Raw genomic sequence first — 23,952 nt, 5'->3', positions numbered from 1 at the left:
GCCCCGTTCACGCATGGATCAACCGCTGATCAACCGCATTGTCGAAGGCGCGCTGCTGGCCTCCAGCCAGCCGCTCACCCTCGCCCAGCTGCAGGGTCTGTTCCCGGAAGAGGAACCGGCACCGCCGGGCAGCATCGAGCGCGCACTGGAAATCCTGCGCGACGGCTGCGCCGACCGCGGCGTGGAGCTGGTCGAGGTCGCCTCCGGCTTCCGCTTCCAGGTCACAAACGAAGTGCACGGCTACATCACCCGGCTGTGGACCGAACGCAAGACCCGTTACACCCGCGCCACCCTGGAAACCCTGGCCCTGATCGCCTACCGCCAGCCCATCACCCGCGGCGAGATCGAGCAGGTGCGCGGTGTGGCCGTGAGCAGCAACATCATCCAGGCCCTGGAAGAACGCGAATGGATCCGCGTCGTCGGTCACCGCGACGTACCCGGCAAGCCGGCGCTGTTTGGCACCACCAAGGGCTTCCTGGACTACTTCGGGCTCAAGCGCCTGGACGAGCTGCCCCCGCTGTCGGAACTGCGCGACCTGGGCGAACTGGAACCGCAGCTGCCGCTGGACAGCGACGGCCAGCCGGCCGGGAAGATCGCCGCCGGCGTGTCTGCTGGTGATGCCGATGCCGATGCTGATGGCGACATCGACGCGGCCGCGAACGACGCCGACGACACCGATGACGCTGGCACGCGCGGCTCTACGGCCGAAGACACCGGCGACACCCGCCGCATGAACCGCCTCGACCGCTTCTCCGCCCGACTGGCGCAAAGCGACGAAGAAACCGACAATACGCACGACCCCGAATTCAACGCGTCGCCGTCACTCCCCGACAGCGACGACGAACCCGATACCGCGCCGGGAACACGCGCGGCGCATCCGAACGAAACCGAAAACAACGCCGTCGCGACGACGACCGTGGCTGTTGACGAAGCCGATCCCGAACCAGAGGCCGACGAAGTGTCGCCGGCCGGAGCCAAGTAAATGAGTGACACCCCTCGCAAGCTGTCGTTGAACAAGCTTTCGCTCAAGCGCGAAACCGCCGCCGAACAGCCCAAGCTCGAAGAACGCCTGCACAAGGTCCTGGCCCAGGCCGGACTCGGCTCGCGCCGCGCGCTGGAACAGCGCATTGCCGACGGCCTGGTCAAGGTCAACGGCGAAGTCGCGCAGACCGGCCAGTCCATCAAGAGCGGCGACAAGGTCGAACTGGATGGCCGCGGCTTCGTGGCCACCGCACTGACCGAAAACTCGCGCGTGCTCGCCTATAACAAGCAGGAAGGCGAAGTCACCACCCGCGAAGATCCCGAAGGTCGCCCGACCGTGTTCGAAGCGCTGCCGGCCCTGAAGGGCGCGCGCTGGATCGCCATCGGCCGCCTCGACATCAATACCACTGGCCTGCTGCTGGCCACCACCGACGGTGAACTGGCCAACGCCATGATGCACCCCTCGTTCGAGGTGGAGCGCGAGTACGTGGTGCGCGTGCGCGCCCCGGAAGGCGAAGACAAGGTGCCGGACAACATCGTCGACCGCCTCGCCCGTGGCGTGGCGCTGGACGACGGCCCGGCCAAGTTCGATGAAATCGAGCGCATCGGCGGCACCGATTCGCACGACTGGTTCCGCGTGGTGGTGAAGGAAGGTCGCAACCGCGAAGTGCGCCGCCTGTGGGAGTCGCAGGGCTGCCAGGTGAGCCGCCTGAAGCGCACCCGTTACGGCAAGGTCAGCCTGCCGCGCGAACTGCTGCGCGGCCAGTGGATTGAACTGCCGGCCAAGCAGGTTGAACAGCTGCGCGCCGAACTGAAGCTGGAAGAAGGCGCGCCGTCGGCGCTGACCCTGCAGCCGGTGATCGGCCAGCGTCGTGCTGCCAAGACCACCGTGCGCGTCTCGCGCGACGGTGCCCGCGGCAACGCCTACGTCAACGGCAACAACGTCGCCGATGAAGGCCGCGAACTGCGCCGCTTCGACAACGTGCGCGAAGATCGCGGCCGTGGTCGCGGTGGCAAGGGCGGCGGCTTCAAGGGCGGCCTGACCGTCAGCGGCGAAGCGGCGGCCAAGCAGTCGCAGCGTCCGTTCAAGCAGCGCGCCGACAAGAATTCCCGTGCCCTGCCCGAAGGCAATCCGGCCGCGTTCCGCAGCTGGTACGTGCCCGATGGCGTCAGCACCGGTCCGAGCAACCACCGCAATGCCGGTCCGGGCGCAGCCCGTGGCCCCGGCGCACGCGGTCCGGGTGCCGGTGGCCAGGGCCGTCCGTTCGGCAAGCCCAAGCCCGGTGCCGGCGGCCAGGGTCAGGGTCGCGGCGGCTTCGGCGGTGAAGGTCGTAGCCCCTATGGCGGCGAAGGCCGCAGCGAAGGTCGCGGCGGCTTCGGCGGCCAGGGTCGTCCGGCCGGTGCCGGCGCAGGCAACCGTGGCGGTCAGGGCGCACAGCGCCATCCGTACGGTCACCCGGGCAATGCCCCCAGCTTCCCGTCCGATCACGCCAACCCCGGTGCCAGCCCGTACGGCAACGCCCGTCCCAGCGGCAACCGCAATGCCGGCCCGCGCGGCCCCGGCGGCCCGGGTGGCAATCGCGGCCCCGGCGGCAATCGCGGTCCGGGCGGTCGTCCGGGTGGCGGCGGTCGCCCCGGCGGCGGTAACCGTGGCCCCGGTGGTCCGGGCGGCGGCGGTCACCGTGGCGGCCCGCGCGGCGGCTGATAGCAGGTAATGAAAAACGGCCCTTCGGGGCCGTTTTTTCTGGACGCCACATCCAACCGCAGGCAATGTTTGATCACTCGTAGCGACGCGCCATGCGCGTCCCTCGGATCACGCTCACCCATCAGGAAAACACACATGACACGGAAGTTGAACGCAGTCCTCCTCTGCACCCTCATCCTCACCACCTTGGCCGGCTGCAAGAAGGTCCAGGAAGAACTGGCCGCATCACAGAATCCCTTCCCGAAGTCCTCGCCACTTCATGCCCCGGTGGATCGGGTCACCCGCAAGCTGATCAACGACCCGGTCTACGTGCAGCGCATGCAGGGCGTCAGCCGTGAGCAGGCGATGGTGTTGGGCGCGCAGTTCACGATGAACGGCATGGCCCGGCTGGACGTGCGCCAGTTGGAGCACCGCGCTGAGCTGTTCAGCCAGATATTGGAGAAGCAGCCTGTTGCCGACTGCGCCGCGATGGTCAAAGTCAGCACCCCGGCCGAAGCCGCACGCAATGCTGATCGCTTGTTCGACACCTTGGCCACGATGCCCCAACCGGTGATCGACCAGTGGTTCGACTTTACCCACGAAGCCGCGATGGCCGAGCTGCATCAGCGCCCTCGTCTGCAGATAAGCGACGCGCAGGTCAACGAGGCGGCGATGGCGTTGGTCAACCTCATCCCCAGCGAACGCGACCAGCGCCGCCTTGGCCTGGTACTGAGCAACATCAGCCTGGCCACCGACGCCGACGCCTGCTGGGCGGCGCGTACCCTGTATGCCTACATTCCCAAGCTGCCCGAACCGCAGCGCGGCCATATGGCCTGGGCGGTGACGCGACAGTAAAAAAAAAGCCGGCGCAAGCCGGCTTTTTATGGACCGTAGTGCCGGGCTCTGCCCGGCAATCGCGAACCGTCAGCGTCGCTCAATCGTGAACTTGCTACCCGCCACACCCAGATCCCAGCCCTTGCCCGTACCGGCCAGTGCCAGGGACACATTGCCCTTGGTCACCACCTGGGCACTGCTGGACTTGTCCGCTCCTGCATGCGCTTCCACCGAGGCGTAAGAACCAATCAGGTCATTCACCGAATAGGCCCCGCTGAAGCGCCCCTTGCCATCCACGATCTTCGACTTGCCCACGGTCAAGCCACCGCCTTTGACAGTGATCTTCACCGGAATACGCGCACCGTTGTCGCAGGTGATCGTGCCGGTGCCGGACGCCGTCTTGTAGAACGCCGACCAGCCGGCCAGGTTGTAGGCCAGTTCGCAGTCGATGTTCCCCGCCGCCTGTGCAGCGGGGACGGCGGCCACGGTGGTCAGGGCGATCAGAGCCAGGGCGTACTTCTTCATTGCGATGCGCTCATGTGACGGGAGAATGGCGCTGAATCTAGCAGTGCGCGTGTGTGGTCCAAATGAGGCCACACACCCGCATGCGGGTTGCGTTCAGCTGCCGGAGGCATCACCGCTGTGAAGGGTAAAGCCGTCGGCATCCAGCATCGCCGGGAAGCGTGCGCGGTGCGCAGCCAGCGCAGCGGCGGAGATGGTGGTGGTCACCACCTGCTCGGTCTCGCGGACCTCCACCTGCGGCTGGCCGAGGAAGTCGATCACCGCGCTGTCGCCGGCGTAGTGCAGGTCGTTGCCGTCCACGCCGACGCGGTTCACCGCTGCCACGTAGCACAGGTTCTCAATCGCGCGTGCGCGCAGCAACGTGCGCCACGGGTAGGCCCGCGCCGACGGCCAGTTGGCGACGAAGATCTGCAGGTCGAAGTCCAGCTCTTCCGCGCGCTCCACGTCGTAGCGGTTGCGGCAGAAGACCGGGAAACGCAGGTCGTAGCAGACCAGCGGATTGATCCGCCAGCCCTTCCATTCCACGCTCAAGCGATCGTTGCCGGCGGCATAGCGCAGGTGCTCGTCGCCGTAACGGAACAGGTGGCGCTTGTCGTAGTGCTGCAGCTCGCCATCCGGCGTGGCCCACAACAAACGGTTGTACACGCCCTCGCCCACCCGCAACTGCACGCTGCCGGTCACCGCTGCCCCCAGTTTGGCGGCCTGCTCGCGGATCCACGCCACGGTCGGGCCTTCCATGCCTTCAGCACGGAAGATCGCGTCGTTGGAGAACCCGCTGGTGAACGTTTCCGGCAGGATCACCAGGTCGGTATTGCCGGCCAGCGGGGCCAGCAACGCACCGTAGTGTTCGCGGTTACCTTGCGGGTCGTGCCAGCGGGTGTTGCCCTGCACCAGGCTGATGCGCAGGTCGGCGCGTGCGGGGGCGTTCATCAGAGCACCTTCAGGCGTTCAATGGCGGCGTCCATGGTCGCGTCGTTCTTGGCAAAGCACAGGCGCACCAGGCGCTGGCCTTCCGGCGCGGTTTCATAGAACGGCGACAGCGGAATGGCGGCTACACCCTTTTCGATGGTGAGCCACTTCACAAACTCGTGGTCGGGCAGATCGCTGATCGCCGAATAGTCCACCAGCTGGAAGTAACCGCCCGGCACCGGCAGCGGCTTCAGGCGCGTGCCCAGCAGTTGCTCGCGGAAGCGGTCACGCTTGGCCTGGTAGAACGCGCCCAGTTCCAGATGATGCTCCGGTTCGTCGCGGATCATCGCGGCGAAGCCGTACTGGGCGGGGCCGAAGCTGGTGAAAGTGTTGTACTGGTGTACCTTGCGGAACTCGGCGGTCAGTGCCGGCGGGGCCACGGCATAGCCGATCTTCCAGCCAGTGCAGTGGTAGGTCTTGCCGAAGCTGGAGATGACGAAAGTACGCTCCCGCAGCTCGGGATAGCGCAGCGCCGATTCGTGGCGGCGGCCGTCATAGATGATGTGTTCGTACACTTCATCGGAAATCAGATAGATGCCGGTGCCGCGCAGCACATCGCACAGAGCCTGCATGTCTGCCTCGGTGAGCATGGCACCGGACGGATTGTGCGGGGTATTGACCATCAGCAGGCGGGTACGCGGGGTGATGGCGGCACGCACGCGGTCCCAGTCCACCGCAAAGGTCTGCGGGTCCAGCGGCACGTGCACAGCGCGCGCACCGGCCAGGTCGATGGCGGGCTCGTAGCAGTCGTACGCGGGGTCGAGCACGATCACTTCCTCGCCCGGGCGGACCACCGCGTGGATGGCATTGAAAATCGCTTCGGTCGCACCGCTGGTGACGGTGATTTCGGTGTCGGGGTTGACCTGTGCGCCGTACAGATCCAGCGACTTCTGGGCGATGGCCTGGCGCAGCGGAGCCACACCGGTCATCGGCGGGTATTGGTTCAGGCCGGCCTGCATGGCCTTCACGGTTTCATCGATGAGCCGCTGCGGCGCGGAGAAGTCCGGGAACCCCTGCCCCAGGTTGACGGCCCCATGCTCGGCAGCGAGTTGGGACATCACGGTGAAGATGGTGGTGCCCACCTTGGGCAGCTTGGTCTGCGGGTTCATCGGCATCGCTGGCAGGATCAGGAGACCTTGCAGTGTAAAGGATGGGTACCGAATCGGGTCCACATGGCCATCTACGCACAGCCCATCAAACGCGATCCCGCTACACTCCTCCCCATGCACAACACCCCGAATACGCCCCCGTTGCTGGCGGCTCATGGCCTCACCTTCAACCGCAACGATGAACCCGTGTTCGGGCCGCTGGACCTGCAGGTGGATGCCGGCGAGGCGCTGCTGGTGCAGGGCGGCAACGGGGCCGGCAAGACCACCCTGCTGCGGGTGCTGGCCGGGTTGCTGCGGCCGGGGGGCGGGCAGATCCAGATCGACGGCAAGCCGGCCGGGCACCGTGAACGGGCCCGCTTCGTCGCCTACCTGAGCCACCTGCCGGCGCTGAAGGCCGACCTGGACACCCTGGAAAACCTGAATTTCCTGTGCGGCCTGCATGGCCGCCGGTCCCGCCAGATGCCGGGCAATGCCTTGGCGATCGTAGGTCTGGCCGGCTATGAGGACACCCTGGTACGGCAGCTTTCAGCCGGCCAGAAGCGACGCCTCGCGCTGGCCCGCATCTGGCTGTCGCCGGCACCGCTGTGGCTGCTGGACGAGCCTTACGCCAATCTGGATCTGGATGGGATCAACCTGGTCAACCGGATGATTTCCGCGCACCTCCGTGCCGGCGGGGCCGCCTTGGTGACCACGCACGGGGCGTATGCCGCGCCGCCGGTGCGCACGCGGTTGATTGAGTTGTCCGCGCCGGGGGCCACCGCATGATCGCCCCCGGTACCGAACCCGGCCTGTGGCAGACCGCCCGCGCCCTGGTCGCCCGCGACCTGCGCCTGCTCTGGCGGCGGCGCGGCGATGCGTTGCAGCCGGTCCTCTTCGCGCTGCTGGTGGTGGTGCTGTTCGCGCTGGCGCTGGGCCGCGACCCGGACACGATGAGCCGGGTGGCCTCGGCGGTGCTATGGCTGGCGGTGCTGCTGGCCGGACAGCTGGCGCTGGATTCACTGTTCCGAAGCGACGCCGAGGACGGCTCGCTGGAACAATGGCTGCTGGCCCCGGTGCCGCTGGCCTGGCTGGTGCTGGTGCGGGTGCTGCTGCATTGGGCCACCACCGCCCTGCCCTTGATCGTGGTCAGCCCGCTGCTGGCCGAAATGCTGCATCTGCCGCATGACCAATTGCCGCTGTTGCTGGCATCGTTGCTGCTGGGTACCCCGCTGCTGAGCCTGATTGGCGGCGTGGTGGCTGCGCTGACGGTCAGCATTCGTCGCTCTGGTATTCTCGTGGCGTTGCTGGCGCTGCCGCTGTATGTGCCGGTGCTGGTGTTTGGCGCGGGGGCGGTTTCAGCCGCCGCGCGCGGCCAGGATCCCGTGGGAGCGCTGCTGCTGCTGGGGGCCGGTCTGGTGGTGGCGCTGGTGCTGGCCCCATTGGCCACCGCCGCGGCGATACGGATATCGTTGAGTTGATGATTGTGCTGTGTGTTGCCCTGTTCACCGCAGACGCGCATGGCGCGTCCCTACGATCAGCCGTTGTTTTGCCCATCGTTGAGATTGCCTTCGCTGCATGAACTCCCTGACCCGCTGGTTCCACCAATTCGGTTCACCGCCCACCTTCGACCGCTTCGCCGCGCGCTGGTCGCGCCTGTTTTATGTAGCGGCGGTGCCGGTGCTGCTGATCGGGCTGTACCAGGGACTGTTCGTGGTGCCGGCAGAAGCCAAGCAGCTGGACGCCTTCCGCATCATCTACATCCACGTGCCCAGCGCCTGGATGAGCCTCTTCGTGTTCGCGCTCATGGCCTTGTACGCTGCCATCGCGCTGATCTGGCGGATCAAGATCTGCGAGATCCTGGCCATGGCCTGCGCGCCGATGGGCGCGGGTTTCACCCTGATCACCCTGCTCACCGGCAGCATCTGGGGCAAAAGCACCTGGGGCACATGGTGGGATTGGGACCCGCGCATGACCAGCGAGCTGGTGCTGCTGTTCCTGTACCTGGGCGTCATTGGCCTGTACCACGCCATTGAAGACCGCCGCAGCGCCGCGCGTGCCGCTGGCCTGTTGGCCATTGTGGGTGTGAGCCTGCTGCCGGTGATCCGCTATTCGGTCGACTGGTGGGGCGGCCTGCACCAGCGCCAGTCGATCAACGTGTTCGGCGACAACGCCGTGCGCGACCAGCTCATCGGCCCGCTGTGGTGGATGGTGGTGGCGACCAAGCTGTGGTTTGCCGGTTCGCTGCTGGCCAAGGCCCGCGCCGATAATCTTTCGCGTGAGGCCGGCAAGGCCTGGGTGGCCGAACGTTTTGGCGGCGCACCCGCCAGGGAGTCCGCGCCATGACCCACGTTCCCTTCCTGATCGCTGCGTTTTCGGTGTTCGTGCTGGTATTGGCCGCCGATGCATTCGGTTCCTGGCTGCGTCTGCGCAGTGCCAAGCGCCAGGCCATGCGCAAACAGGAACGCCTGCGCGCGAGAGAGAAAACGCCGGCCACCGCCCCGCTCAGCACGGAGCTGAGCCGATGACCCCGGTACAGCGTCGCCGCCTGATGTGGGTGTTGATCGTGCTGTTGGCCGGTGGCCTGGCCACCACGCTGGTGGCATTCGCGCTGCAGCGGAACATCGCTTATCTCTACACCCCCGCAGAAGTGCTGCGCGGCGATGCCGGCAGCCAGGAGCGCTTCCGGCTCGGCGGCATGGTGGTGAAAGGTTCGTTCCAGCGTGCGGAAGGCTCTCTGGAAGCCCACTTCGTGGTCACCGACGGCGACGCCACCCTGCCGGTGAGTACCTCTCGCATGCTGCCGGACATGTTTGCCGAAGGCACCGCCGTGGTCGCCAGCGGCCGCCTCGAGAATGGCCGCTTCATCGCCGATGAAGTCCTGGCCAAGCACGACGAGAACTACGTGCCCAAGGAAGTGGCCGACAAGATGGGCGCGGCGCACACCAAGCACGACGTGCCGGTGCCGGCCGTGGAGGCACGCTGAGTGCTGCCTGAGCTGGGGCAGATTCTGCTGGGCTGTGCACTGCTGGCCGCGCTGCTGCAGGCGGTGCTGCCGCTGTTGGGCGCGCAGCGCCAGCGGGCCGAGTGGATGGCCATCGCCCGCCCGGCCGCGTATGCGCAACTGGTGCTGATTGCCAGCGCGTTCGCCGTGCTTACCGCCGCCTTCGTGCAGCAGGACTTCTCGGTGCGCTACGTGGCCGAAAACTCCAACACGCTGCTGCCGCTGGCCTACCGCTATTCCGCGGTATGGGGCGCGCACGAAGGTTCGCTGCTGATGTGGGTGCTGGTGCTGGCGCTATGGGGCGGCGCGGTGGCGGTGGGCTCCAAGCAATTGCCCGACACCGTGCGCGCACGCGTGTTGGGGGTGATGGGCATCATCAGCGTGGGCTTCATCGCCTTCCTGTTCTTCACCTCCAATCCGTTCAACCGGCTGCTGCCGGCTCCGCTGGAAGGCCGCGACCTCAACCCGCTGCTGCAGGACCCGGGGCTGATCATCCACCCACCGATGCTGTATATCGGCTACGTGGGCTTTGCGGTTCCCTTCGCCTTCGCCATTGCCGCGCTGCTGGACGGCCGCGTGGACGCACGCTGGCTGCGCTGGACCCGGCCGTGGACCAACATCGCCTGGGGCTTCCTCACCCTGGGCATCGCGCTGGGCAGCTGGTGGGCGTACTACGAGCTGGGCTGGGGCGGCTGGTGGTTCTGGGACCCGGTGGAAAACGCCAGCTTCATGCCCTGGCTGGCCGGTGCCGCGCTGATCCATTCGCAGGCGGTGACTGAAAAGCGCGGCAGCTTCGCCAGTTGGACCCTGCTGCTGGCCATCGCCGCGTTCGCGCTGTCGCTGCTGGGGGCCTTCCTGGTGCGCTCGGGCGTACTGACCAGCGTGCACTCGTTCGCCGCTGATCCGGCGCGCGGTGCCTTCATTCTCGTGTTCCTGGCACTGGTGGTCGGTGCGGCGCTGCTGTTGTATGCGCTGCGTGCCGGCGGCCTGAACGTGGACGACCCGCGCAAGGGATTCATGGCCACCTCGCGCGAGACCCTGTTGCTGGCCAACAACCTGCTGCTGGCCACCGCGTGCGCGATGGTGCTGCTGGGCACGCTGTATCCGCTGCTGGCGGATGCGCTGGGGCTGGGCAAGGTGAGTGTTGGACCGCCCTACTTCGGCACCCTGTTCCTCCTGCTGATGGCCCCGCTGGTGCTGCTGCTGCCGTTCGGCCCATTGGTGAACTGGCAGCGTGACCAGGCGTCACGTCGGCTGGCGCTGCTCGCCCCGTGGGCGGTGTTCGCGCTGCTGCTGGGCGGGGTCGCGTGGTTCATGGCTCCGCAGGGCAAGTTGAAAACCGCCGCCGGCGTTGCGGCCGCCGCGTGGGTGACCTTCGGTACCGCGCGCTTCGTCTGGCAGCGCCTGCGCGGCAATGGCCGCTTCAACGCGGAAATGGTCGGCATGCTGCTGGCGCATTTCGGCGTGGCGGTGTTCCTCGTCGGCGCGCTGCTGGTGGAAGCACTGAACGTGCAGCGCGAAATCGCCCTCGCTCCCGGCCAGCAGATCGAGATCGGTCGTTACGCGTTCCAGTTCGAAGGCGTGGATCACCAGCAGGGCCCGAACTACGTGGCCGACCGCGGCCACGTGCGGGTCTTCGCCGGCGAGCGTGAAATCGCCCTGCTGCACCCGGAAAAGCGCGCCTATGCCAGCGGCGGCCAGGTGATGACCGAAGCCGGCATCCATGCACGGGTAAATGGCGATGTCTACGTGGCATTGGGCGAGCCGCTGGGCAACAATGCCTGGGCGCTGCGCGTGCATATCAAGCCGTTTGTCCGCTGGATCTGGCTGGGTGCGCTGCTGATGGCGCTGGGCGGGTTTGTCACCGCCGCTGACCGCCGCTTCCGCCGTATCAAGGAATTACCCAATGTCTGAGCCCCGCCCCATTCCGCCTGTTGCCATCGTCATCGGCGTGCTGTTCTTCTTCGGGCTGCTCGGACTGATGATCTACGGGGTGATGAAGTCCGGCGCGCCGGACCGTGACATCCTGCCTTCAGCGCTGATCAACAAACCCGCGCCGGCGTTTGCGCTGCCGATTCTGCATGACCCGCAGACCACTGTGAGCAGCACCGAGCTACGTGGCGCGCCCTACGTGCTGAACGTGTGGGGCAGCTGGTGCGCCGCCTGCCGTGAAGAACACCCGGTGCTGACGAAGTTCGCCGAAACCAAGCGCGTGCGCGTGATCGGCTACAACTGGAAAGACGAACCAGCCGATGCACTGCGTTGGCTGGAAACGCTGGGCAATCCGTTCGTGCTGGTGCTGGCGGATATCGAAGGCCGCACCGCAATTGACTGGGGCGTGACCGCCGCGCCGGAGACCTTCCTCGTCGACGCCAGCGGCGTGGTGCGCTGGAAGTACAGCGGCGCGCTCACCCAGCGCGTGATCGACACCCAACTGCTGCCGGAACTGGACAAACTGGACCGTGCCCATGCGCAACCTGCTGCCACGCCGCCGCCAGCTGAGTAAAGGCCGCGTCCTGCTGTTGGCCACCGTGTTGTGGCCGGCAATGGCGTGGTCACAGGCGGTCAGCGACCCTACTCCGCTGCAGTACCGCGATGCGGCCGAGGAAGCCCGCTTCCACGCGCTGGCCGCTGAGCTGCGCTGCGTGCAGTGCCAGAACCAATCGCTGGCCGATTCCAACGCACAGATCGCGCACGACCTGCGCCGTGAAGTGCTGACCCTCATGCAACAGGGCAACAGCGACGCCCAGATCAAGCAGTTCCTGGTCGAGCGCTATGGCGAGTTCGTGCTGTACCGTCCGGCGATGGACGCGCGCAACAGCCTGCTCTGGTTCGGGCCACTGGGCGTGCTGCTGATCGGCGCGGGCACCGTGTTCTGGGTGGTGCGGCGACGCAGCCGCACCGTGCAACCGATGGATGAAAGCGAGGAACGCTGGTGAACCTGTGGCTGCCTGCCTTTGCCGCATTCGCCGCGGCTGTGATGGCACTGATGGTGCTGTGGCCGCTACGGGGCAGTGGGCGCAAGGGCTTCATCGCCCTGACCATCGCACTCGGCGTCGCCGGATGTGCCTTGTATGTGCTGGTAGGCACCCCCGAGGCCACCACACCGCGTACAGAAACTGCTGCCTCCAACGACCTGCAGCAAGGCATCCGCGAGCTGCAGCAGGCGCTGGAACGCGAGCCGCAGCGCGCCGATGGCTGGGCGCTGCTGGGGCGTTCGCAGCTGGCGTTGGGGAAAACCGAAGAAGCCAACACCGCCTTTGAACGCGCGGTGGCGCTTGCCCCGGACGAAGCACCGGTACTGGTGGAAGCCGCGCAGGCGCGTGCGCAGAGCCACCCCACCCGGCAGTTCGACGACACCGCGCTGCAGTGGCTGCGGCATGCGCAGCAGGTGGACCCGAACAGCGAACGGGCGGCGTGGCTGATTGGCGTGGCGCTGCGTCAACGCGGCCAGAACGCGGAAGCCGCGCAGGTGTGGGAAGCGTTGCTGCCGAAGCTGGAACCGGGTGCGGCGGCGGCCTTGCGTGAGCAGATTGCGATTGCGCGGAGCGTCGGCGGTGATGCGCCGGCTGCAGCATCGAGCGGTCACGCGTTGCAGGTTTCGGTGGCGCTGGCTGCGGGCACGAAGGCGGACGCCCTACCCGCCAATGCCACCGTGTTCATCATCGCCCGCCAGCCCGGCGGCCCGCCGATGCCGGTGGCCGTGGAGAAGCATGCGCTGGCGGATCTGCCGATCACCGTAACGCTGGATGATGGCGACAGCCCGATGCCGACCGTGAAGTTGTCTGCCTTGAACGAGGTAGAGGTGTTTGCGCGGGTGTCAGCCAGTGGGCAGGCAAACCGGAAGGAAGGCGATGTGGATTCCCAAGCCGTGCGGGTAAAGCTACCCCACACCGGCACAGTGAAGCTCACCCTGCCGTAGAGCCACGCCCTGCGTGGCTTCGCGGTGTTCCATTGTTCGGCACCCCGCCTTCGCGCCACGCAGCTAGAATGCCCGCATGACCGAATTCATTCCCCCCGGCACCCGTTACCACTCCCTGCCCTCGCCCTTCGCGTTCAAGCGCGGCGGCGAACTGCACGGTGCCCATGTGGCCTATGAAACCTGGGGCACCCCCAACGCTGCCGCCGACAACGCCGTCCTGATCGTCACCGGCCTGTCCCCCGACGCGCATGCCGCGGCCAATGCCGACAACCCGGCTCCCGGCTGGTGGGAAGCCATGGTCGGCCCCAACAAGCCGATCGACACCGACCGCTGGTTTGTAATCTGCGTGAACTCACTGGGCAGCTGCAAAGGTTCCACGGGCCCGGCCTCACTCAATCCGGCTACCGGCGAAACGTATCGCCTGAGCTTCCCGGAACTGTCCATCGAAGACGGTGCACGCGCGGCCGTCGAAGTGGTGCGCGCCCTGGGCGTCAGCGAGCTGGCCTGCGTCATCGGCAACTCCATGGGCGGCATGACCGCGCTGGCACTGCTGCACCTGCATCCCGGCATTGCACGCAGCCATATCAATATCTCCGGCAGCGCGCAGGCGTTGCCGTTCTCCATCGCCATCCGCTCGCTGCAGCGCGAGGCGATCCGCCTGGACCCGCAGTGGAATGCGGGGCGCTATACTGAGAGCGAGTACCCGGAATCGGGCATGCGCATGGCGCGCAAGCTTGGCGTCATTACCTACCGCTCCGCGCTGGAATGGGACGGCCGCTTCGGCCGCGTGCGGCTGGACTCGGACCAGACCGACGATGATCCGTTTGGCCTGGAATTCCAGGTGGAAAGCTACCTTGAAGGCCACGCGCGGCGATTCGTGCGCTTCTTCGATCCCAACTGCTATCTGTATCTGAGCCGCTCGATGGACTGGTTCGACCTGGCCGAGTACGCCGATGGCGACGTGATGGCCGGGCTGGCGCAGATCAAGGTGGCCAAGGCATTGGCGATTGGTGCCAACACCGACATCCTTTTCCCGGTGCAGCAACAGCAGCAGATCGCCGACGGCCTGCGCGCCGGTGGTGCCGACGCGCAGTTCATCGGGCTGGATTCACCGCAGGGGCACGATGCGTTCCTGGTGGATTTCGAGCGCTTCGGGCCGGCGGTACGGGGCTTCCTCGACGTGCTGTGATGTTGGGGATGTTGGGGATGTTGGGAATATCGGTATTGCTGGATACAGGTAGGGTCGCTCGACAGACGACCGCACGTACTGGCACCACGTTCGGTAAGGCATGACCCCAGAACGAAGTAACGCATGACCCAACGGCCATCACGCGCCTCCGCGTCAGGGATCATGCGTCACCGTGCTGATCGCCGCTATCGGCGGTCGTCTGTCGACCGACCCTACCCGTACTCACGCAATCCGTTTTCCGTAACTCGTCCTCGTCCATCAACGCGTTCCGCTTCTGGATCGCCGCCGACGCGGCTTGCGCATTCCAGGCAGACTCAACACGAGCCCTTCATCGGTATGACGCAAGGTCATCCGTGCGCTGTGACGCACATTCAAGCCGTGCAGCCACCAGCCGAACAGTGACACTTCCAGTGGCGGTGGGCATACGGGACAGGTGGGTGCGCTGTGGCTTTGTCGCTCCACGACGCGTACCTGGAAGGGCATCTGCCGGCAGGTGCAGCGTGGGGCTGGGGTGGCCTGGGTATCTGGCGTGTCTGCGTCTTCGTCATGCATACGGAATCTCCGGTGGTGTTCTCCCTCGCCGGAATGGCGAGGGAGTCGGGAGGCTGAGATCCGTTTGATGGCGCACGGGCGTAGCATGTTTCCGCGAGGGTCTTGTATTCCGCTACCCTCCCGACGTGAAACAACCAACTTCCACCATCAAACGGAATTCTCAGGCTCCGTAGCCACAGGTTGCAGCGTGTGCGAAGCATACGGGAATGCAACATTTCCTATCGGGTGGTGAGATGGTCGGCGGCAACGTGTGAGGTGACGTCGTGATGTGCGCGTTTTCGCGAAATGCGTGAGCTGCAGCGCGGTTTGCGGAGGAAGTCCATCACTATTTCGGCTGCGGGATTACCGATTGCATGTGCGGCAAGAGCATGCGGTTCGATGTCGTATGTGGCTGATGATGCGCGGGCGTGGCCGGCACCGCCTGGGCCGGCCAACGGCCGGCGCTACCGGTCAAGGCACCGTCGCGGAATCAGTCCTCGACCAGGGTGCCGTCGCGCAGGCGGTAGCTGTGCTGGACGATACCCTCGGGCAGTTCGTCGTGGGTGATCATCACCATGCTGCGGCCGCCGAGCGCGGCGACCAGGTCGTGCAGCAGTGCCTGCGCGGTGTCTACATCCAGGCCTTCAGTCGGCTCATCGAGCAGCAGCACCGGTGCGTCACGCAGCAGCGCACGCGCAAGTGCCAAGCGCCGCGCCTGCCCGGCCGACATCGTCGCCCCGTTCTCGCCGACCCAGGCATTCAACCCACCAATGCCCTCCGCCCACGCCTGCAGGCGCACGTCAGCCAACACCTGCCATAGGCGTTCGTCACTGGCTGCCACATCCCCCAAACGCAGGTTGTCGGCCACGGTGCCCGCAAACACCGGCGCGTTCTGCGGCAGCCAGGCAATCTGCTTGTGCCACTCCGCTTGCGCCACCGTCCGGATGTCCACGTCGCCATAGCGCACGCTACCCGCTTCCGGATCCCACAGCCGCAGCATCAATGCGGACAGCGTGGTCTTGCCGCTGCCGCTGTCGCCGCGCAGCGCGATGCGCTCACCCGGTGCCACGCGAAGATTCACATGCTGCAGCAGCGCCCTGCCCTGCCCGGGCCAGCGGAAGCTGATATCGCACAATTCCAACACCGCCGCGCCTGCCGGCAACGCCACCGGAACCACCGCATCGGCCACGCTGCTGTCCTGGTCGACGATGCTTTCCAGCCGCCCTGCCGCCACCTTTCCGCTCAACCACGACTGCCACGCCAGGCCGATGCCGGCCCACAGCTCGATCAGCGCCACGGTGAGAAACACCAGCGCCGCTGCATAGGCCGCATCCACCGCCCCGCGTTCAAACGCGCCCAGGGCGAGCCAGATCATCGCCACCAAGCCCACCGAAGCGCACAGCCCGTGCAGCGCATTGCCGGCCACCAGCCGCCAACGCCGGCGACGGTCGCGCGAACGCAGTTGCTTGGCGGCCACATTGACGCGCTGCTGCCAATGGTCGCGTGCCTGCAGTGCGGTCAGATCCGCCGCGCCTTCCAGACCTTCAAACGCCTGCGTGCGCAGTTGCGCACGGTGCAGCGCGCGGTCGCGCTCGTGCGCACCGGCACCGCGCACGGTGAACCACGGCACGCCGAGCCCGATCACCAGGGCCAGCACCGCCAGCAGCAGCGCGGCCGGTGGGTAGATCAGCAACGCGGAACCGACCGCCGCCAGCGACACACCGCCCAGCGCAATCAATGGACCGATGGCACGCACCAGCAGCCCGTCCACTTCATTGATGTCGCTGAGCAGGCGCGCCAGCAGTTCACCGGTGCGCATGCCGGCCAGCTTGGCCGGGGCCAGCGGCAGCGCGCGCCGGAAGAACCACACGCGCAGGTCGCGCGCGATGCGCAGGGTGACGTCGTGGCCGACCAGCTTCTCGAAATAGCGCGAGGCGATGCGCGCCATGGTCAGGCCACGGATACCGGCCGAGGGCGAGAAGAAGTTGAAGCCACTGCCCAACCCTGCTGCACCGGCCAACGCTGCCGCCGTGAGGAAGCCGCCCGACAAGCCCAACAGCGCGGTGCCGGCCAGCATCGTGGTCCACAGCAGCAGCACGGTCAGCAGCAGGCGACCGCGATGGCGGACGAATATCTGTTTCAGCCCGTCGGTACGTGCGGTACTCATGCCTGCACCTCCGGCTGTGTTGCGTGCAACGTGGTCAGTTCCAAGCGCGTGTCGGCCCAGCGCATCGCCACCTCGCTATGGGTGGCGATCACCACGACACGGTCGCGTGCGAAGGCGGCGAGGGTCTGCAGCAAGGCCGCTTCGGTGTCCGGGTCGAGGAATGCAGTCGGCTCATCCAGCAACAGCACCTGCGGGTCGCGCAACAGCAACCGCGCCAATCCAATGCGGCGTGCTTCGCCACCGGAAAGACCGAAACCCCGCTCGCCGATCACGGTGTCCAGGCCCTGCGGCAGCGCACGCGCAAAGCGCATCACCTGCGCCGCTTCGGCCACCGCATGCAGGCGCGCGTCGCTGGCACCGGGGTCGGCGAGGCGCAGGTTGTCGGCGATGCTGCCGTGGAACAGGTACGGCCGTTGCCCGGCGTAGCCCACCTCCAGCCCGGGGCGCAGCACGATGCTGCCGCCGCACGGTGGCAACCAGCCGGCCAGTGCCTCCAGCAGCGTGCTCTTGCCGCTGCCGCTGGGCCCCACCAATGCCAGGCGCTGACCGGGCTCGAGATGGAACGACAGTTGTTGGATCACGTTGTGCGGTGCGCCCAACGGACGCAGCGCCAGGTCACGCACGACCACCGGGTGCGCATGCTGCTCCAGCAGCTCGGGCGCGCGCGGCGTCGCGGCCGCGCCGTTGCTGGCGGGGGCGGCGGGCAACTCGCCGAGCAGGCGCTCCACCTCGGCGGCGGCCGCGAGCGCATTGGCGCGGTCGTGGTAATGCGCGGCCAACCGGCGCAGCGGTGCGTAGAACTCCGGGGCCAGCAGCAGGCAGAACATGCCGGCACCCAGCGTCGGCACGGCCGCATGCAGTGACATCAGGCCCAGGTAACTCAAGCCCAGGTACAGCGCCACCATCGCCACGCTGACCGAGGCGAAGAACTCCAGCACGGTGGAGGACAGGAACGCGATCCGCAGCACCTTCATGGTGCGCTCGCGCACGCCTTCGGCCGCGGCGGCCACGCCTTCCAGCTCCGCTTCGCCCCGGCCATACAGGCGCAGCAGGCCCAGGCCTTTGATGCGGTCAGCGAAATGCCCGCTCATGCGGGCCAGTTCGCCCAACTGGGCACGGCCGGCCGCTTCCGCGCCCCAGCCGACCAGCATCATGAAGAACGGAACCAGCGGCGCGGTGAACACAAGAATGAGTGCCACCACCCAGTCCACATAGGCCACGGCGATGGCGATCAGCAGCGGCACCACCACCACTTCAATGCGCACCGGCTGGTAGCCGGAGTAGTAGTTCTCCACCGCATCGGCGTGGGCCAGCATCAGCTCGCCCAGTTCGCCGGTGCGCTGCTGGCGCAGCCACAGCGGGCCCAGTGCCATCAGCCGGGAGTACACCCGCTCGCGCAGGGTCAGCCGTGCCGCGTCGGCCACATCACCGGCGGCGGCCTGGGTGGCACTGGCCAGCAGCGCGCGTACCGCCAGCACCGCCAGCAACCCCAGCAGCACCAGCAGGGCCTGGGCCAGCGGGCGATGTTCGACCAGCACGGCCTGGATAAACCAGGCGATGGCGGCGGCGTGGCCGATCAGCAGCGCGCCGGACGTACAGATACAGAGCGCGGCCAGCCGTTGGCGGCCCCGAACTGTGACGGCAAGCCCATTCAGCCATGCCAGACGCTGGCGGCGCAGGGTGGAAGTCTCGATGGGGGGCGCGTCGGGGGGTATGCTCAAAGTGGATCACTGGCGGCCATCGGGGCAATGCCAGACATTGTAATAGGGTCTGGCGCAAGCTCCCGGTGCGGCACGCGGTCGCAGGGGGATGTGTACCTTCGCGCTCCCTGAATGCCGCTTCATTGATCTGAATCAAGGCTCGTAGAAGTTGCCGGTCACAGAATTCATCCCGTAGACCCCCTTCCCGCCACCCCAAAACGGCAAAACCCCCCAACGAGGTAGCCAGGCCATGATTGATTCGACAGTCGTAGAGCTGTCGCGGCTGCAATTTGCTTTGACCGCGATGTACCACTTCCTTTTTGTTCCCCTCACGCTTGGCCTGTCCTTCATGGTGGCCATCATGGAAAGCGTGTACGTCATGACCCGCAAGCAGGTCTGGCGTCAGATGACCCTGTTCTGGGGCACGCTGTTCGGCATCAACTTCGCCATCGGTGTCGCAACCGGCCTGGTGATGGAATTCCAGTTCGGCATGAACTGGTCGTACTACAGCCACTATGTGGGTGACATCTTCGGCGCACCGCTGGCCATTGAAGGCCTGATGGCGTTCTTCCTGGAAGCCACGCTGATCGGCCTGTTCTTCTTCGGCTGGAAGCGGCTGAGCCCGGTCAAGCACCTGGCGGTGACCTGGTTCATGGCGCTGGGCACCAACCTGTCGGCGGTGTGGATCCTGATCGCCAACGGCTGGATGCAGAACCCGACGGGTGCAGTGTTCAACCCGGAAACGATGCGCATGGAAGTGGTGGACTTCGCTGCCGTGCTGCTCAACCCGGTGGCACAGGCCAAGTTCGTGCACACGGTCAGTGCCGGCTACGTGACCGGCGCGATCTTCGTGATGGGCATCAGCGCCTTCTACCTGCTGCGCAACAAGCATAAGGACATGGCCCGCCGTTCGTTCGCGGTGGCCGCTGCCTTCGGCCTGCTGTCCTCGCTGTCGGTGGTGGTGCTGGGTGACGAAAGCGGTTATGCCGCCAGCGAACACCAGAAGATGAAGCTGGCCGCGATCGAAGCGATGTGGGAAACCGAGCGTGCTCCGGCCGACTTCACCGCCTTCGGCATTCCGAACCAGGCGACGCAGAGCAACGACTTTGCGATCAAGATTCCCTACGTGATGGGCCTGATCGCCACGCGTTCGTTGAACCAGCCGATTCCGGGCATTCTGGAACTGGTGGAACGTGCCGAGCACCGCATCAAGGGCGGCCAGCTGGCCTACGGGGCGCTGGAGCGCATCCGCAAGGACAAGAACGACGTTGAAGCGCGTGAAATGTTCGACCGCCACTGGCAGGACCTCGGCCATGGCCTGCTGCTGAAGCGCTACCGCGACGACATCCTCAACGCCACCCCGGAAGAAATCTCCAAGGCGGCGATGGATACCGTGCCGCGCGTGGCTCCGCTGTTCTGGACCTTCCGCATCATGGCGGCGCTGGGCTTCTGGCTGATCGCGTTCTTCGCACTGGCGTTCTACTTCTCCTGCAAGAACAACTTCCAGGACAAGCGCTGGTTCCTGAAGCTGGCACTGTGGACGATGCCGGCTCCGTGGATCGCGATCGAATGTGGTTGGTTCGTGGCTGAGTATGGTCGCCAGCCGTGGGCAGTGGATGGCGTGCTGCCGACCTTCTACGCCGCGTCAGGCCTGGCCCTGCATGAAATCCTGACCACGCTGGCGGTGTTCACCATCACCTACACGATTCTGCTGGTGATTGAAGTGAAGCTGATGCTGAAGGCGATCCGTACCGGTCCGGACGAGATCCTTCCTTCGCTGCAGCCCAAGCGCACGCCGATCACCCCCATTGCCGCCGCACCGGCCCCCGGCCAGGCATAAGGCAGGAGACACACCATGGAAATTCTTGGACTTGATTACACAACGCTGCGCGTGATCTGGTGGCTGCTGCTGGGCATCCTGCTGGTCGGCTGGGCAGTGATGGACGGCTTCGACCTCGGCGTGGGCACCCTGCTTCCGTTCGTGGCAAAGACCGATGAAGAACGCCGGCTGGTGATCAACACGGTCGGCCCGGTGTGGGAAGGCAACCAGGTGTGGCTGGTGCTGGGTGGCGGTGCGATCTTCGCCGCCTGGCCGCCACTGTACGCGGTGAGCTTCTCGGGCTTCTATCTGGCGATCTTCGCCATGCTGTTCGGCTTGATCCTGCGTCCGGTGGGCTTCAAGTACCGCAGCAAGATGCCGAGCCAGCGCTGGCGCACCAGCTGGGACTGGGTGCTGTTCGTGGGTGGGCTGCTGCCGGCGCTGATTTCCAGCGTGGCGGTGGGCAACGTGCTGCTGGGCGTGCCGTACCACTTCGATGACAGCATGCGCATCTTCTACACGGGCACGTTCTTCGGCCTGCTGACCCCGTTCGCCCTGATTGCCGGCCTGGTCGGCGTGTCGATGATGGTGTCGCACGGTGCCGCGATGCTGGTGCTGAAGACCGATGGTCCGGTGGCTGAGCGTTCGGCCCGTTACGGCAGCATCGCCGCGATCCTCAGCTTCGTGCTGTTCGCTGCGGCCGGTGTGTGGGTGGCACTGGGTCTGCCGGGTTACCAGATCACCTCGCAGGTGGTGACCGATGGCCCGACCAACCCGCTGCTGAAGACGGCAGAGATCGGTGCAGCTGCTGGCGGCTGGATGCGCAACTACACCAGCATGCCGTGGACGTGGATCTTCCCGGTGCTGGGCCTGGGCGGTGCACTGGCCAGCGCGGTGCTGCTGCGCAGCCGTCGCGGCATGGCGGCCTTCCTGGCCTCGGGCACCTCGATTGCCGGCATCATCCTGACCGTGGGCTTTGCGATCTTCCCGTTCCTGCTGCCCTCCAGCAGCCAGCCGAGCGCCAGCCTCACGGTGTGGGACAGCTCGTCCAGCCAGCTGACGCTGTTCATCATGCTGGTGGCGACGATCATCTTCCTGCCGATCGTGCTGGCCTACACCAGCTGGGTTTACCGGGTGATGAAGGGCAAGACCACGGCCGAAGACATGGCCGACAATCCGAACGCTTATTGATAACCGCGTGCCGACCAACGGTCGGCACCTACCCCGTAGAGCCGGGCTTGCCCGGCTGAAGGAGAACGAACATGTGGTATTTCGCCTGGATTCTCGGCACCGGCCTGGCCTCGGCCGCGGCCATCCTCAACGGCATGTGGTTTGAAGCCCGCGAGCAGGGCAAGACCGAGTGATGTGAAATAAAACTTGCCGGCAAGGTCTTCACACCGTATCCTTGTCGGCTCCTTCGGGGTGTAGCTCAGTCTGGTAGAGCGCTACGTTCGGGACGTAGAGGTCGCAGGTTCGAATCCTGTCTCCCCGACCACTTCGGTGGTCACAATGAAGCCTGGAGCCCACCGCTTCAGGCTTTTTTGTCGAAATGATGTGGAACGGCCCCCTTGCCGCCCAAGGGTCCAGCCGATACAATAGGCGGCTCCTTACGGGGTGTAGCTCAGTCTGGTAGAGCGCTACGTTCGGGACGTAGAGGTCGCAGGTTCGAATCCTGTCTCCCCGACCATACAAGTGGTCACATTGAAGCCTGGAAGACGAAAGTCCTCTGGGCTTTTTTGTGCGTGTTGGATTACGAAATCTACGTATCGCCGGGCGTTGCCCGGCTGCGGTTGGATTTGGGCGAACAGCCGGTGGTCATCGGCTCCTGGGTTTGGCGGATCGGGATGGGCGTTCCGGGGGACGCTGCAAGTACGTCCCTGTAAGCTCGATCGCCGCATCCATGCGGCTCACGCCCCCTCCAGCCCACCCCGACCCGCCATCGACAGTGCGTCGGTGGCCATCGAAGATCAAAAGCACGTAGCTGCGGCATTTCCCATGGCCACCGACCCTGTATCGAGGGGCCGGCGGCAGGGAATGCTCACAGGTACAATTGCGCCATGACTCATACCGCACCTCACGGCGCGTCCCTGCTGCAGGGACGCGTGCTGGCGTTCGCCGCCATTCTGCTTGCCGCCGTCAATCTGCGTACGGCCGTTACCTCGGTTACCCCGCTGCTCGACCTGCTCGGGCGCACCTTCGGTTTTGGTACCACCATGACCGGCGTGCTCGGCATGCTGCCGACCGCTTCGTTCGCGTTGTTCGGCATGGCCACGCCCATGCTGGCCCGCCGTTTCGGGCTGGAGCGTACCGCCCTGCTCGCCATGGGCCTGGCCGCCGCCGGGCTGCTGCTGCGCTCGTCGTCGGTCGGCATCACCAGCCTGTTGTTCGGCTCGGTGGTCGCGCTGGCCGGCATGGGCATCGGCAATGTGGTGGTGCCACCGCTGGTGAAGCGTTACTTCGCCAATCGCGTGGGCACCGTCAGCACCCTGTACATCACCGTGCTGCAGCTGGGCACCATGCTGCCGGCCCTGCTCGCCGTGCCGCTGGCCGAACAGGCCGGCTGGCGCGTGTCGCTGGGCATCTGGGCACTGCTGGCCCTTGCCGCCGCACTGCCCTGGCTGATGCTGGCGCGTCGCCGGCCGCATCCTGATCCGCTGGAACCGGCGGTGGATGCCGGCGCGCAGCCGCATGGCAGGGTCTCGCGCACCCCGCTGGCCTGGGGCATGGCGCTGATGTTCGGCATGACCTCGCTGATGACCTATTCGATGTTCACCTGGCTGCCGCGCATCGTGGTCGAAGCCGGGGCGACGCCGGCGTTTGGCGGGCTCATGGTGGCGGTGTTTGCCGCGCTGGGACTGCTGCCGTCGTTGACCATGCCGGCGCTGGCGGTGCGGCTGCGTAATCCGTTCCCGCTGGTGTTGATCGGCGTGGGTGCGTTTGTGATTGCGTTTGCCGGGTTGCTGTTGGCACCGATGAAAGCGCCCTGGTTGTGGGTGGCGTTGCTGGGGGTGGGACCTTCCACCTTCCCGCTGGCGCTGACGCTTATTAATTTGAGAACGCGCACGCCGGCCGGGTCTTCGGCGCTGTCGGGGTTCATGCAGGGCGTGGGCTACAGTTTCAGCTGCATCGGGCCGCTGTTGTTTGGGTGGCTGCATGATGTAAGTGGTGGCTGGATGTTGCCGTTCGGGTTCCTGGGGCTGTGCCTGTGTGTGTTGTTGGGTGCGTCGTGGATGGCGTGCAAGCCGCAGAAGCTGGAAGATCATTGGTGAGGGGCAGCCACGCAGGGCGTGGCTCTACGGGTTGCAAGATTCCCCGACCTACACACACCGTAGGCATCAGCTGACGTAGCGTGTCCAAAACTGACCTGAGTGGCAGGTCAGTGACCTGGACCCGTGGGAGCGGTCAGGTCTCGCTGAACAGTTTCAGGTTGGATAGACCCCCGGAACAGCGCCGTGGCGGCGGCCGGAAGGTCTTGGTAATCAACAACTTGACCAGAATTCTGCGTCCCTTGGCCGGATCGCGGACTACCTTCCGTGTGTTAACGA

The 23,952-nt window shown here is 66.1% G+C and carries 21 protein-coding genes, 2 tRNA genes and 1 pseudogene; 19 read left to right on the top strand and 5 right to left on the bottom strand.

The window, feature by feature from the left end; translation table 11 throughout:
• Positions 1-13: 13 nt before the first annotated feature.
• The 3 genes and pseudogenes from scpB to QMX83_RS00535 all read left to right on the top strand — a co-directional run bounded on the left by scpB (position 14) and on the right by QMX83_RS00535 (position 3,520).
• Positions 14-990, top strand: a pseudogene (gene scpB / locus QMX83_RS00545) (SMC-Scp complex subunit ScpB).
• Positions 983-2,686, top strand: a complete 1,704-nt coding sequence (locus QMX83_RS00540) for a pseudouridine synthase (protein WP_282294774.1) — start codon at positions 983-985, stop codon at positions 2,684-2,686. The pseudogene scpB and the gene QMX83_RS00540 overlap by 8 nt, the downstream one beginning before the upstream one ends.
• 135 nt (positions 2,687-2,821) lie before the next feature.
• A complete protein-coding gene (locus QMX83_RS00535; RefSeq protein WP_282294773.1) occupies positions 2,822-3,520 on the top strand; it encodes a hypothetical protein in 699 nt (232 codons plus the stop codon).
• 69 nt (positions 3,521-3,589) lie between these two features.
• Here QMX83_RS00535 and QMX83_RS00530 read toward each other — a convergent pair whose 3' ends face one another.
• From QMX83_RS00530 to QMX83_RS00520, 3 genes are all read right to left on the bottom strand, one after another.
• Positions 3,590-4,024 carry a hypothetical protein gene (locus tag QMX83_RS00530; RefSeq protein ID WP_282294772.1) on the bottom strand — a complete coding sequence of 145 codons (435 nt, stop codon included), beginning with the start codon at positions 4,022-4,024 and terminating at the stop codon, positions 3,590-3,592.
• A 93-nt stretch (positions 4,025-4,117) separates the two neighbouring features.
• Positions 4,118-4,951, bottom strand: a complete 834-nt coding sequence (locus QMX83_RS00525) for an amidohydrolase (protein WP_282294771.1) — start codon at positions 4,949-4,951, stop codon at positions 4,118-4,120.
• Positions 4,951-6,105: a pyridoxal phosphate-dependent aminotransferase gene (locus QMX83_RS00520; RefSeq protein ID WP_282294770.1), complete on the bottom strand. Its 1,155-nt coding sequence runs from the start codon at positions 6,103-6,105 to the stop codon at positions 4,951-4,953. Before QMX83_RS00520 ends, QMX83_RS00525 begins: the two co-directional genes overlap by 1 nt.
• Before the next feature lie 108 nt (positions 6,106-6,213).
• Between QMX83_RS00520 and ccmA the strand changes: the two genes are divergently transcribed.
• From ccmA to QMX83_RS00470, 10 genes are all read left to right on the top strand, one after another.
• A complete protein-coding gene (gene ccmA / locus QMX83_RS00515; RefSeq protein ID WP_282294769.1) occupies positions 6,214-6,864 on the top strand; it encodes a heme ABC exporter ATP-binding protein CcmA in 651 nt (216 codons plus the stop codon).
• A complete protein-coding gene (gene ccmB, locus QMX83_RS00510) occupies positions 6,861-7,556 on the top strand; it encodes a heme exporter protein CcmB (protein ID WP_282294768.1) in 696 nt (231 codons plus the stop codon). Before ccmA ends, ccmB begins: the two co-directional genes overlap by 4 nt.
• A gap of 97 nt (positions 7,557-7,653) precedes the next feature.
• Complete coding sequence (ccmC, locus tag QMX83_RS00505) at positions 7,654-8,421, top strand: heme ABC transporter permease CcmC (RefSeq protein WP_282294767.1); 768 nt, start codon at positions 7,654-7,656, stop codon at positions 8,419-8,421.
• Positions 8,418-8,603: a heme exporter protein CcmD gene (locus tag QMX83_RS00500; RefSeq protein ID WP_282294766.1), complete on the top strand. Its 186-nt coding sequence runs from the start codon at positions 8,418-8,420 to the stop codon at positions 8,601-8,603. The genes ccmC and QMX83_RS00500 overlap by 4 nt, the downstream gene beginning before the upstream one ends.
• Positions 8,600-9,061 carry a cytochrome c maturation protein CcmE gene (ccmE, locus tag QMX83_RS00495; protein WP_282294765.1) on the top strand — a complete coding sequence of 154 codons (462 nt, stop codon included), beginning with the start codon at positions 8,600-8,602 and terminating at the stop codon, positions 9,059-9,061. The genes QMX83_RS00500 and ccmE overlap by 4 nt, the downstream gene beginning before the upstream one ends.
• Positions 9,062-10,993, top strand: coding sequence for a heme lyase CcmF/NrfE family subunit (locus QMX83_RS00490; RefSeq protein ID WP_282294764.1), 1,932 nt, complete (start codon positions 9,062-9,064; stop codon positions 10,991-10,993). It begins immediately after the preceding gene.
• On the top strand, positions 10,986-11,585 hold the full coding sequence (locus tag QMX83_RS00485) for a DsbE family thiol:disulfide interchange protein (protein WP_282294763.1): 600 nt from the start codon (positions 10,986-10,988) through the stop codon (positions 11,583-11,585). The genes QMX83_RS00490 and QMX83_RS00485 overlap by 8 nt, the downstream gene beginning before the upstream one ends.
• Complete coding sequence (locus QMX83_RS00480; RefSeq protein WP_282294762.1) at positions 11,548-12,018, top strand: cytochrome c-type biogenesis protein; 471 nt, start codon at positions 11,548-11,550, stop codon at positions 12,016-12,018. Before QMX83_RS00485 ends, QMX83_RS00480 begins: the two co-directional genes overlap by 38 nt.
• On the top strand, positions 12,012-13,001 hold the full coding sequence (locus QMX83_RS00475; RefSeq protein WP_282294786.1) for a tetratricopeptide repeat protein: 990 nt from the start codon (positions 12,012-12,014) through the stop codon (positions 12,999-13,001). The genes QMX83_RS00480 and QMX83_RS00475 overlap by 7 nt, the downstream gene beginning before the upstream one ends.
• A 76-nt stretch (positions 13,002-13,077) precedes the next feature.
• Positions 13,078-14,190, top strand: a complete 1,113-nt coding sequence (locus QMX83_RS00470; RefSeq protein WP_282294761.1) for a homoserine O-acetyltransferase — start codon at positions 13,078-13,080, stop codon at positions 14,188-14,190.
• 1,021 nt (positions 14,191-15,211) lie between these two features.
• On the opposite strand, the gene cydC is transcribed toward QMX83_RS00470, so the two are convergent.
• Entirely contained in the window at positions 15,212-16,888 is a 1,677-nt protein-coding gene (gene cydC / locus QMX83_RS00465; protein WP_282294760.1) for a thiol reductant ABC exporter subunit CydC, read from the bottom strand.
• The gene (gene cydD, locus QMX83_RS00460; protein ID WP_282294759.1) at positions 16,885-18,609 is read right to left on the bottom strand and encodes a thiol reductant ABC exporter subunit CydD; all 1,725 of its coding nucleotides are present in this window, start codon (positions 18,607-18,609) and stop codon (positions 16,885-16,887) included. The genes cydC and cydD overlap by 4 nt, the downstream gene beginning before the upstream one ends.
• A 229-nt stretch (positions 18,610-18,838) precedes the next feature.
• Here cydD and QMX83_RS00455 point away from each other — a divergent pair, with 229 nt between their 5' ends.
• From QMX83_RS00455 to QMX83_RS00430, 6 genes are all read left to right on the top strand, one after another.
• Entirely contained in the window at positions 18,839-20,428 is a 1,590-nt protein-coding gene (locus tag QMX83_RS00455; RefSeq protein WP_282294758.1) for a cytochrome ubiquinol oxidase subunit I, read from the top strand.
• A 15-nt stretch (positions 20,429-20,443) separates the two neighbouring features.
• The gene (cydB, locus tag QMX83_RS00450) at positions 20,444-21,598 is read left to right on the top strand and encodes a cytochrome d ubiquinol oxidase subunit II (protein ID WP_282294757.1); all 1,155 of its coding nucleotides are present in this window, start codon (positions 20,444-20,446) and stop codon (positions 21,596-21,598) included.
• Positions 21,599-21,669: 71 nt separating this feature from the next.
• Positions 21,670-21,771 (top strand): cytochrome bd-I oxidase subunit CydX, encoded by a 102-nt coding sequence (cydX, locus tag QMX83_RS00445; RefSeq protein ID WP_282294756.1) that lies wholly within the window; start codon positions 21,670-21,672, stop codon positions 21,769-21,771.
• A gap of 54 nt (positions 21,772-21,825) precedes the next feature.
• A tRNA-Pro gene (locus QMX83_RS00440) sits at positions 21,826-21,902 on the top strand.
• Between the two features lie 115 nt (positions 21,903-22,017).
• Positions 22,018-22,094, top strand: a tRNA-Pro gene (locus QMX83_RS00435).
• Between the two features lie 370 nt (positions 22,095-22,464).
• Positions 22,465-23,676, top strand: coding sequence for an MFS transporter (locus QMX83_RS00430; protein ID WP_282294755.1), 1,212 nt, complete (start codon positions 22,465-22,467; stop codon positions 23,674-23,676).
• The last annotated feature ends 276 nt before the right edge of the window (positions 23,677-23,952 follow it).

The organism is Stenotrophomonas sp. PS02289 (assembly GCF_029960115.1).
Taxonomy (GTDB): Bacteria; Pseudomonadota; Gammaproteobacteria; order Xanthomonadales; family Xanthomonadaceae; genus Stenotrophomonas.
Note: the sequence above shows the minus strand (reverse complement) of the source record. Positions and strands in the feature narration are given on the sequence as shown.

What these genes read in the sequence shown, in the direction of transcription:
- QMX83_RS00530 (WP_282294772.1), bottom strand. Translation starts at nt 4,024, where the DNA reads ATGAAGAAGTACGCCCTGGCTCTGATCGCCCTGACCACCGTGGCCGCC.
- ccmE (WP_282294765.1), top strand. Translation starts at nt 8,600, where the DNA reads ATGACCCCGGTACAGCGTCGCCGCCTGATGTGGGTGTTGATCGTGCTG.
- QMX83_RS00455 (WP_282294758.1), top strand. Translation starts at nt 18,839, where the DNA reads ATGATTGATTCGACAGTCGTAGAGCTGTCGCGGCTGCAATTTGCTTTG.
- QMX83_RS00470 (WP_282294761.1), top strand. Translation starts at nt 13,078, where the DNA reads ATGACCGAATTCATTCCCCCCGGCACCCGTTACCACTCCCTGCCCTCG.
- QMX83_RS00500 (WP_282294766.1), top strand. Translation starts at nt 8,418, where the DNA reads ATGACCCACGTTCCCTTCCTGATCGCTGCGTTTTCGGTGTTCGTGCTG.
- ccmC (WP_282294767.1), top strand. Translation starts at nt 7,654, where the DNA reads ATGAACTCCCTGACCCGCTGGTTCCACCAATTCGGTTCACCGCCCACC.
- cydX (WP_282294756.1), top strand. Translation starts at nt 21,670, where the DNA reads ATGTGGTATTTCGCCTGGATTCTCGGCACCGGCCTGGCCTCGGCCGCG.
- ccmB (WP_282294768.1), top strand. Translation starts at nt 6,861, where the DNA reads ATGATCGCCCCCGGTACCGAACCCGGCCTGTGGCAGACCGCCCGCGCC.
- QMX83_RS00480 (WP_282294762.1), top strand. Translation starts at nt 11,548, where the DNA reads ATGCGCAACCTGCTGCCACGCCGCCGCCAGCTGAGTAAAGGCCGCGTC.
- cydB (WP_282294757.1), top strand. Translation starts at nt 20,444, where the DNA reads ATGGAAATTCTTGGACTTGATTACACAACGCTGCGCGTGATCTGGTGG.
- QMX83_RS00430 (WP_282294755.1), top strand. Translation starts at nt 22,465, where the DNA reads ATGACTCATACCGCACCTCACGGCGCGTCCCTGCTGCAGGGACGCGTG.
- QMX83_RS00520 (WP_282294770.1), bottom strand. Translation starts at nt 6,105, where the DNA reads ATGCCGATGAACCCGCAGACCAAGCTGCCCAAGGTGGGCACCACCATC.
- QMX83_RS00525 (WP_282294771.1), bottom strand. Translation starts at nt 4,951, where the DNA reads ATGAACGCCCCCGCACGCGCCGACCTGCGCATCAGCCTGGTGCAGGGC.
- ccmA (WP_282294769.1), top strand. Translation starts at nt 6,214, where the DNA reads ATGCACAACACCCCGAATACGCCCCCGTTGCTGGCGGCTCATGGCCTC.
- QMX83_RS00535 (WP_282294773.1), top strand. Translation starts at nt 2,822, where the DNA reads ATGACACGGAAGTTGAACGCAGTCCTCCTCTGCACCCTCATCCTCACC.
- cydC (WP_282294760.1), bottom strand. Translation starts at nt 16,888, where the DNA reads ATGAGTACCGCACGTACCGACGGGCTGAAACAGATATTCGTCCGCCAT.
- QMX83_RS00485 (WP_282294763.1), top strand. Translation starts at nt 10,986, where the DNA reads ATGTCTGAGCCCCGCCCCATTCCGCCTGTTGCCATCGTCATCGGCGTG.
- QMX83_RS00540 (WP_282294774.1), top strand. Translation starts at nt 983, where the DNA reads ATGAGTGACACCCCTCGCAAGCTGTCGTTGAACAAGCTTTCGCTCAAG.